This is a genomic window from Chryseobacterium ginsengisoli, from assembly GCF_039542325.1.
GTDB lineage: Bacteria > Bacteroidota > Bacteroidia > Flavobacteriales > Weeksellaceae > Chryseobacterium > Chryseobacterium ginsengisoli.
In genome coordinates this window covers 752,723-765,557 of record NZ_BAABHX010000003.1, presented here as the reverse complement: position 1 = coordinate 765,557, position 12,835 = coordinate 752,723, and the positions used below count along the sequence as shown (strand labels likewise).

General features: G+C 33.3%; 13 protein-coding genes. 10 read left to right on the top strand and 3 right to left on the bottom strand.

Going from position 1 to position 12,835, the window contains the following annotated elements; genetic code table 11:
* Positions 1–60: 60 nt before the first annotated feature.
* Entirely contained in the window at positions 61–2,358 is a 2,298-nt protein-coding gene (locus ABD940_RS12795) for a GH92 family glycosyl hydrolase (protein ID WP_345204454.1), read from the top strand.
* A 123-nt stretch (positions 2,359–2,481) separates the two neighbouring features.
* Here ABD940_RS12795 and ABD940_RS12790 read toward each other — a convergent pair whose 3' ends face one another.
* On the bottom strand, positions 2,482–2,859 hold the full coding sequence (locus ABD940_RS12790; protein ID WP_345204451.1) for a winged helix-turn-helix transcriptional regulator: 378 nt from the start codon (positions 2,857–2,859) through the stop codon (positions 2,482–2,484).
* A gap of 112 nt (positions 2,860–2,971) precedes the next feature.
* Here ABD940_RS12790 and ABD940_RS12785 point away from each other — a divergent pair, with 112 nt between their 5' ends.
* On the top strand, positions 2,972–3,574 hold the full coding sequence (locus ABD940_RS12785) for an FMN-dependent NADH-azoreductase (protein ID WP_345204448.1): 603 nt from the start codon (positions 2,972–2,974) through the stop codon (positions 3,572–3,574).
* Between the two features lie 66 nt (positions 3,575–3,640).
* Here ABD940_RS12785 and ABD940_RS12780 read toward each other — a convergent pair whose 3' ends face one another.
* On the bottom strand, positions 3,641–4,978 hold the full coding sequence (locus ABD940_RS12780; RefSeq protein WP_345204447.1) for a dihydroorotase: 1,338 nt from the start codon (positions 4,976–4,978) through the stop codon (positions 3,641–3,643).
* 197 nt (positions 4,979–5,175) lie between these two features.
* On the opposite strand from ABD940_RS12780, the gene ABD940_RS12775 reads away from it, so the two are divergent.
* The 8 genes from ABD940_RS12775 to ribA all read left to right on the top strand — a co-directional run bounded on the left by ABD940_RS12775 (position 5,176) and on the right by ribA (position 12,220).
* Complete coding sequence (locus ABD940_RS12775) at positions 5,176–6,594, top strand: lipopolysaccharide biosynthesis protein (protein WP_345204446.1); 1,419 nt, start codon at positions 5,176–5,178, stop codon at positions 6,592–6,594.
* A gap of 153 nt (positions 6,595–6,747) precedes the next feature.
* Positions 6,748–7,764 (top strand): sugar phosphate nucleotidyltransferase, encoded by a 1,017-nt coding sequence (locus ABD940_RS12770; RefSeq protein WP_345204443.1) that lies wholly within the window; start codon positions 6,748–6,750, stop codon positions 7,762–7,764.
* A gap of 103 nt (positions 7,765–7,867) precedes the next feature.
* Complete coding sequence (lolB1, locus tag ABD940_RS12765; protein WP_345204440.1) at positions 7,868–8,713, top strand: lipoprotein insertase outer membrane protein LolB1; 846 nt, start codon at positions 7,868–7,870, stop codon at positions 8,711–8,713.
* Positions 8,710–10,275: a peptidoglycan DD-metalloendopeptidase family protein gene (locus ABD940_RS12760; protein WP_345204436.1), complete on the top strand. Its 1,566-nt coding sequence runs from the start codon at positions 8,710–8,712 to the stop codon at positions 10,273–10,275. The genes lolB1 and ABD940_RS12760 overlap by 4 nt, the downstream gene beginning before the upstream one ends.
* 30 nt (positions 10,276–10,305) lie before the next feature.
* Entirely contained in the window at positions 10,306–10,518 is a 213-nt protein-coding gene (locus tag ABD940_RS12755) for a Sec-independent protein translocase subunit TatA/TatB (protein WP_345204433.1), read from the top strand.
* 16 nt (positions 10,519–10,534) lie between these two features.
* Positions 10,535–11,149 (top strand): DUF4254 domain-containing protein, encoded by a 615-nt coding sequence (locus tag ABD940_RS12750; protein ID WP_345204430.1) that lies wholly within the window; start codon positions 10,535–10,537, stop codon positions 11,147–11,149.
* Positions 11,146–11,604 (top strand): hypothetical protein, encoded by a 459-nt coding sequence (locus ABD940_RS12745; protein WP_345204427.1) that lies wholly within the window; start codon positions 11,146–11,148, stop codon positions 11,602–11,604. Before ABD940_RS12750 ends, ABD940_RS12745 begins: the two co-directional genes overlap by 4 nt.
* A 19-nt stretch (positions 11,605–11,623) precedes the next feature.
* The gene (gene ribA, locus ABD940_RS12740; RefSeq protein WP_345204425.1) at positions 11,624–12,220 is read left to right on the top strand and encodes a GTP cyclohydrolase II; all 597 of its coding nucleotides are present in this window, start codon (positions 11,624–11,626) and stop codon (positions 12,218–12,220) included.
* A gap of 75 nt (positions 12,221–12,295) precedes the next feature.
* Here the strand turns inward: ribA and ABD940_RS12735 are convergent, their stop codons facing one another.
* Positions 12,296–12,829, bottom strand: coding sequence for a hypothetical protein (locus ABD940_RS12735; protein WP_345204422.1), 534 nt, complete (start codon positions 12,827–12,829; stop codon positions 12,296–12,298).
* Between the last annotated feature and the right edge of the window lie 6 nt (positions 12,830–12,835).

Here is a 12,835-nt window from a genome sequence, read left to right as displayed (position 1 = left end):
AATGATAAATAATTATTCTTTGATTTTATCTAAATTTACTCTTCGAAAAAATATTCATACATGAAAAGGTCAGGAACTCCTATTTTTCTATTTCTTTTATTTTTTAGTTTAAATATTAATGCTCAAAAATTCGAAAAATTATACCAATATGTTAATCCGTTGATTGGAACTGAAAAAATGGGACATACCTATCCCGGCGCAACGGCACCGTTTGGAGCTGTTCAGTTAAGTCCGGAAACCGATACCATTTCCTACGAAATGAATGGAAAATATAATGGTGATGTTTATAAATACTGTGCAGGTTATCGATATGAAGATAAAACGATTGTAGGTTTCAGCTCAACGCACTTTAGTGGGACTGGACATTCTGATTTGGGAGATTTTTTGGTTATGCCGACTGTCGGAAAATTACAATTGAATCCTGGAACCGCAACCAATCCTGAAAGTGGTTACAGAAGCAGATTTTCACATCAAAATGAAAAAGCTGAAGCTGGATATTATAAAGTAAAACTTGATGATTCAAATATTTTAGCTGAAATGACAGCGACAACTAGAGTCGGAGTTCATCGTTATACTTTTCCGAAGTCTGATCAGGCGCACATTATTTTGGATTTAATGGCGGGGATTTACAATTATGACGGAAAAAATGTTTGGACTTATGTTCGTGTTGAAAACGGAAATACGATTACAGGTTACCGACAAACAAACGGTTGGGCAAGAACAAGAACCGTTTATTTTGCGATGAAATTTTCAAAACCTTTTAAATCTTATGGTCAGAAAAATTATGATGGAAAGCAGGTTTATGGCGGATTTTGGAGAAAATTTGATCAGACTAAAAACTTCCCTGAAATCGCAGGAAAAAATCTAAAAATGTACTTTGATTTTGATACGAATGAAAATGAAGCGATTGAAGTCAAGTTGGCAATTTCACCAGTAAGTCAAACTAATGCGTTGGAAAACTTGGAAAAAGAAGCAGGAAATTTATCTTTTGACCAAATAAAAGCGCAAACACAGGAAAATTGGAATAAAGAATTAAATAAAATCGTCATCAAAGGTTCGGAAACTGAAAAAACGAATTTTTATACGGCGATGTATCATACTTTCATCAATCCGACAACTTATAATGATGTCAACGGCGAGTATAAAGGTTTAGATCAAAACATTCATAAAGCGGAAGATTTTACTAATTACACAACTTTTTCGCTTTGGGATACGTATCGTGCGCTTCACCCTTTCTTTAATATTATTCAGCCGAAAAGAAATGGCGATATGGTGAAATCGATGATGGCTCATTACGATCAGTTTTCGATGAAAATGTTACCAATTTGGTCGCATTATGCGAATGACAATTGGTGTATGAGTGGTTATCACAGCGTGAGTGTCGTTGCAGATGCGATTATCAAAGGAAATTATCAAGGTGATGCAAAAGAAGCATTGAAAGCTTGTGTTACAACTGCTAACAAAAGAGATTACGAAGGTATCGGGCAATATATTGATTTAGGATATATTCCTGCAGAAAAAAATGGAACTTCAGTTTCCAATACTTTAGAATATGCTTATGACGATTGGACGATTGCTCAATTGGCGAAACATTTGGGTGAAACGGAGATCTACAATCAATTCATCAAACGTTCTGAAAACTGGAAAAATAATTTTGATAAAACAGTCGGGTTTATGCGTCCTCGTTTGGCGGATGGAAGTTTTAAGAAAGATTTTAATGCTTTAAGTACTCATGGACAAGGCTTTATTGAAGGAAATTCTTGGAATTACAGTTTCTTTGTTCCTCAAAATCCGGGCGAATTAATTCAATTAATGGGCGGAAAGAAAAAATTTGCTTCTAAACTGGATGAATTGTTCACGATGCATTTACCAGACGAATTTTTTGCAGATACCGAAGATATTACAAGAGAAGGAATCATCGGCGGATATGTTCATGGAAACGAACCGGCGCATCATGTTGCTTATTTCTACAATTGGGCAGGACAACCTTGGAAAACTCAAGCACAGATTAGACGAATCTTAGAAATGCAATATAAAGCAACTCCAGATGGATTGGGTGGAAATGATGATGCGGGACAAATGAGTGCGTGGTATATTTTGAGTTCGCTTGGTTTTTATCCTGTGGCTCCGGGTTCAGAAGATTATGCGATCGGAAGTCCAGCGATTGATAATGCTGTTTTAAATTTAGAAAACGGAAAAACGTTTGAAATCGAAGCAATTAATCAAAGTCCGAAAAATGTGTATGTTGAAAAAATTCTTTTAAATGGAAAAGAAATAAAAAACTTCACATTGAAACATTCTGATATTATGAATGGCGGAAAATTGAGTTTTTATATGAGTGCGAAGCCTAGAAAGTAATCATTCTGAATAAAGCAAAAGCGGAGTAATCTGTATATATAAATAGATTTCTCCTTCGTCGAAATGACAGAAGTGTTATAAACTAAAAACGACTGCACAAATTGAAGTCGTTTTTTATTTTGATTAACGCATATCTTCTTTAATTTTTCGTTTATGAGTTCTCCCCCACTGTGAAAGCGCCATGATAACAGGCTTAAGTGTTCTGCTGTAATCCGTCGAGATATACTCTACAACAACCGGAGTTTGCTCGGCATGAACAACTCTTTTTACAAAACCATTCAGTTCAAGATCTTTTAATTCATTTGAAAGTACTCTCGCTGAAATTCCCTGAATATTTCGTTGAAGTTCATTGAAACGGATATTCCCGCTTTCCTGTAAAACAATAATGATTTTCAGCTTCCATTTTCCGCCGATAACATAGATTGCATCTTCAACAGAAGAAAGATTCTCTGAACATTTTTGGGCAGTTATCGGTTCTTCTAAAACTATAGTATTTTCCATATGTTTCAATTTTTCAACTAACCTAAAGGTTACTACTAACCTTTTGTATACTACTAACTTTTGATAAGCAAATGTACATAATTTTGCTGTAGAAATTTTAATTAAAAAAAATATGAAAAACATACTTCACATTATTTCAAGCCCTAGAGCTGAAATATCTGCAAGCAGAAAATTAGGAAATGCCGTTATTGAAAAAATTCAGGAAAAATATGCAGGTGCTGTTGTAAAAGAACGTGATTTGACGAAAAACTTGGTTCCGCTTTTAGAAGAAGTTCACATCAACACTTTTTTCTCTCCGGCAGAAAGCCACTCTTCTGAACAGCAAGAAATCAACAAATATTCTGAAAATTTAATTTCAGAATTACAGGAAGCCGACATTATTGTAATCGATTCTCCAATGTATAATTTTTCGGTTCCGGCGACTCTTAGAGCTTATTTTGATTTTACGTCAAGAGCAGGATATACTTTTAAATACGATGAAAACGGTCCAAAAGGTCTTTTAAATAACAAAAAACTGTATATCGCTTTTACGTCAGGAAATATTTATTCGGAAGGACCTTATCAGATTTATGATTCTAATGTTCCTTATATCAAAAATGTTTTTGGTTTTTATGGTGTTTCAGATGTGAGCGTATTCCGTGCAGAAGGTTTAGCCATTCCGGGAATTCAGGAAACTTCTTTGGAAAAAGCAATTGAAGGCATTACTATTGATTAATTTTTTTAGATACAAGTGTTAGAAAAACGAAGCCTTCTCAAAATTAGAAAAGGCTTCGTTTTTTATTTATTCCTGAACTTCAAAAAGCAATCGCTCCCCGAATTTCTGTTCATTTATTTTCCCATTGTCATAAACCAAATTTCCGTTAACAAAAGTATGGGTAACTTTAGAATGGAAATTCATTCCTTCCAATGGGCTCCATCCGCATTTATAAAGGATATTTTCTTTTTCAACCGTCCAGTTTTCATTTAAATCAACCAAAACCAAATCTGCTTTATAACCTTCTCTCACAAAACCTCTTTTTTCAACTCTGAAAAGAATCGCCGGATTATGAGACATTTTTTCAACGATTTTTTCTAAAGAAATTTTTCCGTTTTTATAATTTTCAAGCATTACAACCAAAGAATGTTGAACTAAGGGCGCTCCAGAAGGACATTTTGTGTAGACATTTTGTTTTTCTTCCCAAGTGTGAGGCGCGTGATCCGTTGCAATCACATCGATTCTATCGTCCAACAAAGCTTCCCAAAGTCCGTCTTTGTCTTTTTGCGTTTTTACGGCAGGATTCCATTTAATTAATCCGCCTCTAGTTTCGTAATCTTCATTCGTGAAAGTTAAGTGATGAACACAAACTTCTGCTGTGATTTTTTTATCTTTTAAGGGAATATCATTTCTGAAAAGTTCCGTTTCTTTAGCTGTTGATAAATGGAAAACGTGAAGTCTAGCTCCAGTTTTCTTTGCCAACTCAATTGCTTTTGAAGAAGATTTATAACACGCTTCCTCACTTCTTATTAAATGGTGGAATTTCACAGGAATGTCTTCCCCATATTCATCCATATATTTTTGAGTATTGGCTTTAATAGTCGCTTCATCCTCACAATGAACGGCAATTAACATTTTTGTATTGCTGAAAATATTTTCCAGTGTTTCAGGATTATCAACCAACATATTTCCTGTAGAAGAACCTAAAAACAATTTAATTCCGGGAACATTTCTTGGATTTGTTTTCAACACTTCCTCCAGATTATCATTTGTTCCACCCATCATAAAACCATAATTGGCGTATGCTTTTTGAGAAGCAATTTCGTATTTATCAGCCAATAATTCCTGAGTTACAGCATTTGGAACAGTATTCGGCTGATCGATAAAACTTGTTGTACCTCCTGCAATTGCAGCTCTTGATTCTGTTTCGATTTCACCTTTGTGCGTCAAGCCTGGTTCACGGAAATGTACCTGATCATCAATAACTCCCGGCAACAGATATTTTCCTTCGCCATCGATAACTTGGTCTGCCTCTTCAGAAATTTGGGAATCTATTTTATAAATTAAATCATTTTCAATTAAAATATCGCCTTCAACGATCTTTCCTTCGTTTACGATTTTTACGTTTTTGATTAAGGTTTTCATTTTTTCACTTTAGATGTTAGAAATTAGAAGTTAGAAAAATTTTCATGTTATAAATTGTGAATTATAGTAATCCCTAATTTCTAACTTCTAATGTCTAGCTTCTATAAAAAAGCAAAATTAAGATTTATGAATGAATTTTAATGTCATGAATAAAAAATCAATTCCTAATTATTTACATTTGCATAAAATTTCACATCTTGAAAAAACTTCTCAACGAGACAATTATATATGGAATTGGGGCGATTATGCCAAGGATAATTGTCGTTTTGCTTAATTATCTGTTCATTAAAAATATTGATAACAGTGCTTTTGCAATTTTCACCAATCTTTATGCATTGATTTCTTTTGTAAATATTGTCCTTTCTTTCGGTTTTGAAACGGCTTATTTCAGATTTTCGTCTGATAAAGACAATGAACAAAAAGTTTTCAATACATCATTTTGGTTTCTTACAGGTTTATCGTCTGTTTTTTTAATACTCGTTTTATTATTTAACCAGCCAATTGCTGATCTTTTTGATTATTCCAACACTCCGGAATTCATCAAATGGTTCGCATGGATTGCTTTCTTTGATAATATTCTTGTGATTCCTTTGGCTTGGTTCAGGTTTCACAACAGACCGATAAAATACACTGCAATCAGAGTAATACAGGCTGTATTTCAAAGTGCATTTGCGATTGCTTTATTTCTTTACATTCCACAGGAATTTTCATTAAAATTAGGTTTAAAAGAAAAAGTAGCATATCCTTTTTATAGTAATTTGGCAGCAAGTTTCTTAGGAGTTTTGTTGGTTTTACCTGTAATTTTAAAAGTTAAATTTCAATTTTCAAAAGATCTTTTCCTGCAAATGATCAAATATTCATGGCCGATTATGATTGCTGGTTTGGCATTTATGGTGAATGAAAATTTCGACAAATTCATTCAAAGATTTTTAATTGAAGATGCCGATGCAGGTGCTTATGGAGGTTGCTACAAAATGGCAGTTTTAATGACACTTTTTGTAACGGCTTACAGAATGGGAATCGAACCATTCTTCTTTAAGCAAATGCAAAATGAAAACGCCAAACTTACTTATGCAAAAGTGACAGAATATTTTTCATTTTTCGCGTCTGTAGTCGCTTTGGGAATTATTGCTAATGTTTCATGGATCAAACTTTTATTGGTTCCGAACAGTTCATACTGGATAGCCATCAATATTATTCCGATTATCGTAATTGCCAATTTATTTTTTGGAATTTATTACAATCTTTCGACTTGGTACAAAGTAACTGACAGAACAAGAGTAGGAACTTATATTTCGTGGACAGGAGCAATTATTACAATCATTTTAAATCTTGTTCTTTTAAGACAATATGGTTTTATGGTTTCTGCATGGGTTACATTAGCTGCCTATTTTATTATGATGGTTCTGTCTTATTTTTTAGGTCAAAAATACTATCCAATCCCTTACAGAATGAAGAAAATTTCTTTCTTCGTTATACTTTTGGCTGTTTTCAGCTATGTGATTGTAGAGTTTTTCGATTATAACTTATGGATCGGAAATCTGTTATTCCTTGTTTATGCAGGAATTATGATCTATTCTGAAAAAGATATGTTACTCTCCAGAATTAAAAGATAAACTTTAGACTTAATTGGGCAAAAAGCAATTTCTTTTTCTTTAATTTAAACAAATATTTAAAACTAATATCGATAATATCACATGCAATAGTTTTATTGCTATCTTTATCAAAAATTAGATCAAACTAAACAAAAAAACATACTTATATAATTTATGAAAATTATTGTTCCTATGGCTGGACGCGGTTCCAGATTACGTCCACATACACTTACGGTTCCAAAACCTCTTATTCCTATCGCAGGAAAGCCTATCGTACAGAGATTGGTGGAAGATATTGCTAAAGTTGCAGGGGAAAATATTGAAGAAGTAGCTTTTATCATTGGAGATTTTGGTCCGGAGATTGAAAAATCTCTACTTCAGATCGCTGAAAAATTAGGAGCAAAAGGAAGCATTTATTATCAGAACGATCCGCTTGGAACGGCACACGCAATCAAATGTGCAGAACAGTCGATGACAGGAGATGTTGTAATTGCTTTCGCAGATACGCTTTTCCGCGCAGATTTTATTTTAGATAAAAATTCGGATGGTGTAATTTGGGTGAAAAGTGTAGAAGATCCTTCAGCTTTCGGAGTTGTAAAATTGGACAACTACGGTTTCATCACAGATTTTGTTGAAAAACCTCAGACTTTCGTTTCAGACCTTGCCATTATTGGAATTTATTATTTCAACAGCGCTGAAACTTTGATGAATGAAATCAATTATATCATGGATAATGATATTAAAAACGGTGGTGAATATCAATTAACAACAGCATTAGAAAATCTTAGAGCAAAAGGCGCAAAATTCTCACTAGGAAAAGTAAACGACTGGATGGATTGTGGAAATAAAAACGCAACGGTAGAAACAAACAGCAAAATTTTGGAGTACGAAAGAGAAGAAATGTCTCATTATCCGGCTTCAGCTGTAATTGAAAACTCATTGATTATTCAGCCTTGTTTTATCGGTGAAAACGTAAAGATTTCCAACTCAAAAGTTGGTCCGGGAGTTTCTTTGGGGAATAATACGATCATTGTAAATTCAAATATTGAAAACTCTCTTATTCAGGAAAATACAAGAATCAATCACGGAAATCTTTCGAATTCAATGATTGGAAATTCGGCTCAATATTTCGGAGTTGCAAGAGAAATTTCTTTAGGAGATTATTCTGTTTTGGATTTTCTGTCTAAATAATTTCAGGATAGAAAATATTTAATTTAAATAAAGTATCTTCAGACCACACAAATATTTTGTGTGGTTTGGCGTTAATATTGCAACATTTTATCAAATTTTTAGCATGAAAAAGTGGATTCCTTTACTGATTTTTACCATTCTGATTTACAGTTGTAAAGCAAGGAAAGTTGCCAGTCAGCAAGATCAGAATACCGACAGTCTTTCTGTAGCAAATACAGACATAAAAGATCCTGATAAAAAAGATAAAAATATTAGTGACCGCTTGGATTTCTACCAAAAAATCTACATTCATCCACAATTTGATTATCTTAAGATCAACAGTAAAATCACAGCTGATAATATAAAAGTAAGTCCTCTTGATGCTATTATTTATATTGAAACAGATAAAAAAATATGGTCAAGAATAGATTTTCTGTTTTTTAATGCAGCAAGAGCATTAATCACTCCTGACGGAATCAAAGCGATGGATAAATACAATAAAAATTATATCGATTCGGACTTTGATTATTTGAATAACCTTTTAAACGTTAATTTTATTGATTATAAAAATCTTGAAAAACTGCTTGAAGGACGAACTTTTTTCACTTTAAGTGACACAAATGCAAAAATTATTAAAAATAACGATGGTTACCTTGTGGAATCACTTTCAAATATAAAAGTATCAACGGAAAACATTGAAAGAGAATACAAAATAATGATGCAATATTCCGAAGATTTTAATCTTACCAACGTAAATTTGAGAGATGCAAAATCCAATGACTCGATGGAAATCGTATATAGTGATTGGGAGTTGCAATCCAATAATGTAAAGCTTCCAAAAAATGTTAAAATAATTATAAAAGGAAGTAAAAACAGTCAGATTTTAATAGAAAATACGAAATTTGACTTTTCGAGGATGGATACACCCTATTCTGTGCCATCTAGTTATAAGAAAATTGAGATTCAATGATTAAAAAATTTAGCTTTTTAATAGGTATTTTATTGTTCGGATTCCACAATGGGCAAGCTCAGAAGAAAGAACAGCTGCAAAAGCAAAATGCTGACCTTAAAAAACAAATTGCACAAATAAATACGGATTTAGCAAAGACAAGAACGGAATCTAAACTTTCCATTGCTTATCTTGATAATGTTAATAAAAAATTGGCATTAAGAGAAAAAGTTTATAATAATACGCAAAAGGAAAAAAGATTTATCGAAGACGATATCTATCTTCGTCAGCTGGATATCAACCGCCAAAATAAAGAGTTAAAAGTTCTTAGAGACAATTACGCTAAAGTTTTGGTAAATGCCTATAAAAATAAAGGAGTACAAAATAAAGTGACCTTTATTCTTTCTGCCAAAAATATGGGAGAAGCTATAAGAAGAGTACAATATTTAAAACAATACTCTGATTATCAGGATAAAAAAGCTGCAGAAATTACAAATGTAGCAACAAAAATTAAGCAGACTATTGTTCAAAGACAAAATTCTGTTAAGGAAAAAGCTAATTTATTGGTAAATCAGCAGAAGGATTTAACAACTATTAATGCAGAAAGAGCTCAAAAAGAACAGTTGGTATCAGATTTCAAGAAAAATGAATCTAAATTAACGGCTGAACTTAGACAAAAACAAACTCAGTCTAAAGCATTGGAAGGACAAATTAGATCCATCATTGCCGAAGAAATTAAAATAGCAAAAGCGGAAGAAGAGGCAAGAAAGAAGGCAGAAGCAGAAAAAATTCGTTTGGCAAAAATTGCAGCGGAGAGAGAGAAAGCAAGAATCGAAGCCGAAGCAAAAGCCAGAGCCGAAGCTTTAGAAAAAGCAAGATTAGCAGCTGAGGTTGAAGCAAGAAAAACCAGAGAATTGGCTGAAAAAAGAGCTGAAGAAGAAAGAAAGCGTAATGAAGAGGCTGCACGATCTGAAGCTACAGCAAGAGATGAAGCAAGAAAAGTAGCGGCTAAAAAGGCATCTGATGAAGCGTCCGCAAAAGCAAAAGAAGCTTCCGATAAACTAATTGCTGCAAGAGCTGCTGAAGCCGCATCGGAAAAGAAAAAAGAAGATGACAAAAAAGCTGCCGAAGCAAAAGCCATGACAAGCTATGGTGTGACAACAGCAGCAGGAAGTAATTTTGCAGATAACAAAGGAAAATTGGGATATCCTGCAGACAAAATCGGTCAGATTACTCACCGTTTTGGAACATGGCCACATCCTATTTATAAAAATATTAAAGAGGAAAATAATGGTATTAAAATAGCTGTTCCTTCCGGAACCCGTGCAAAATCTGTATTTCCAGGAACTGTTTCTTCAGTATTGGCAAACAGTGACGGAACTAAGACAGTTATGTTAAAACATGGTAATTATTTTACGATCTATTCCAACTTGGGAAGCGTGAGTGTTTCTAAAGGACAGCAAGTTTCAGCAGGTACGCCTGTAGGTGTGATCGGACAGGACTTTGACGGGACTTATACCCTTGATTTTCAGGTGTGGAATGGAAGCACACCAGTTGATCCATTAGGTTGGGTTTCTTATTAAAAAAAGACTAACTTTGTAAAAAATTTAGAAATGAATACACTAACAATATTGTCATTATCTTGGCAACACATCTTAATAGTAGCAATACTTCTTGTATTACTTTTCGGAGGTAAAAAAATTCCGGAATTAATGAGAGGTGTAGGTTCTGGTATTAAAGAATTTAAAGATGCAGTAAAGGAAGAAGATAAGCCAGGTGCTGAGAAAAAATCTTCAACTGACGTAAACAATCCTTCCGGCAACTAAAAATTTTTAAAACCTGATGAATTTTACAGAGACTGCATGGAAAGTCTTCAATCAATCTATTGAAGATTATCACATGTCTGATGACGTTAACACTCTAATTAATAACCCGTTCGAAAAAGACACTTTGGAACGAATTTTGTATGCTAAAAACTGGATTGATACCGTTCAATGGCATTTGGAAGATATAATTAGAGATGAAAATATTGATCCAGCTGAAGCTCTTTATTTAAAAAGAACAATCGATGCATCGAATCAGAAAAGAACTGATTTGGTGGAGTTTATCGACAGTTGGTTTCTTAATAAGTTTGAAAATATAACTCCTAAACCTGAAGCAAAAATCAATACTGAAACTATCGCATGGGCGGTAGACAGATTGTCAATTCTTGCATTAAAGGTTTATCATATGTCGTTAGAAGCCTATAGAGAATCCGCTTCGGAAGAACACAGAGCCAATTGTAAGGCAAAATTAGATGTTCTTCTTACGCAGCAGGAAGATCTTTCAACTTCAATTAATCAGTTGCTTACTGATATTGAGAACGGTAATGTTAAGATGAAAGTGTACAAACAAATGAAAATGTACAATGATGAAAGTCTTAACCCAATCCTTTATCAAAAGGGGCAACAAAAATGAAACGACTAATCTTTTTCGGAGTACTAATAATTATAACATCTTCTTGCGCAACGGAAAAATCAAATGCTTCTCCGTTGTCGACTAGTTTTTATAGCGAAACAAAAGGTTCTGATTCAGACAGAGGTTCAAAAAACAGCATTGAAATTAATGTAAAAGAAAATGTAAATGCTTCCGAAATCTCTAATCTGATTGCTACTTTTCCTCAGTTTAAAAATACAGCTTTAAATACAGAAATTACGGCTCTTAAATATAGTTTGCAGAATTATTTATATGCAATCGATGCCAATAATTTACAGGGGAAAAACAGATCCGCAAAAGATTTCGAAAAATCGTATAAAAAAATTCAGAAGCTGAGACAGAGTCTTAACAAAGATGATGACGAGGTTCTTAACAGATATTTGGTAAGACTAAAAACCAATATGTCTGCCATTGAAGATTCTATAAAAGGAAATTAAAAATCTAATTAGGACATTAATGATTAAAATTCAGGCGGAATCCAACGTTCCTACGGAACACGGCACTTTCCGAATGATTGCTCTCTCCGAGAATGAGAATGACTGGATGCCTCATATGGCTATTGTCGCAGAAAATACAGACTTTTCAAAACCTGTAAATGTGCGCTTCCATTCAGAATGTATTACCGGCGAAGTTTTCCATTCAAAAAAATGTGAATGTGGGCAGCAACTAGACGCTGCAATGAAGTATATCCATGAAAATGGGGGAATTATAGTTTACCTTCGACAGGAAGGAAGAAATATCGGGATCATTAATAAATTAAAAGCATATTCTTTACAGGAAAAAGGATTTGACACTGTAGAAGCCAATTTAAAATTGGGTCTTCCTGCAGATGACAGAAACTTTAATGTAGCTATTGAAATTTTAAATTTATTGGGTGTAAAAGATATTAACCTTCTTACAAACAACCCTGAAAAGGTAAAATATGTAAAAGAAAGTAATATTCATCTGAACTCAAGGATTCCTTTGCAAATTCCGGCAAACGAAAACAGTAAAGGTTATCTGCAGACAAAGAAAGATTATTTTGGTCATTTACTCGACGATAATGACAACTAAATAAAAAGCAAAAGCTCCGAAATTTCTTCCGGAGCTTTTTTTGTAATTATAAAAAACTGAAAAGATATATTATTCTTATTTTGAAACCTTAGTTTCAATTACTTTAGACTCATCAAGGTTATAATATTTTACAACTGCATTATAATCATTATAATCAATATTGGTCTTACCTGAGCTTGCAGGAACTAATACAATTCTAAATTTTTGATTAGTTAAATACTGAGTAGCTTCTGCAGATGTTAAACCTGTTGACAAGTTAAAATTCTCATCATCTACACTTATTTGCACATTTTGAGAGCTGAAAACAAAATTGTATTGAAATTCTCTGTTTGTCGGCATTCCTGTAGCATTAGGCAAATACATCATTTTTGGGATTAATTGCCAAGAATCTCCTAAAAACCTATAAACTAAAACAACGTCTGTGCTCTGTATATTGATTCCTTGTGTAAAAGCATAGCTGTTAGCTGCATTAAAAGTACCTGTAACATCTCTCATCTGAGAATACGTATCATTATCTTGATAAGTTGGATTATCGTTACTATTATCATCACAGCTGAATATGAATAAGCTCACAAAAGCTAATAGTAAAATTGGAAGAAATTTTTTCATTTTATA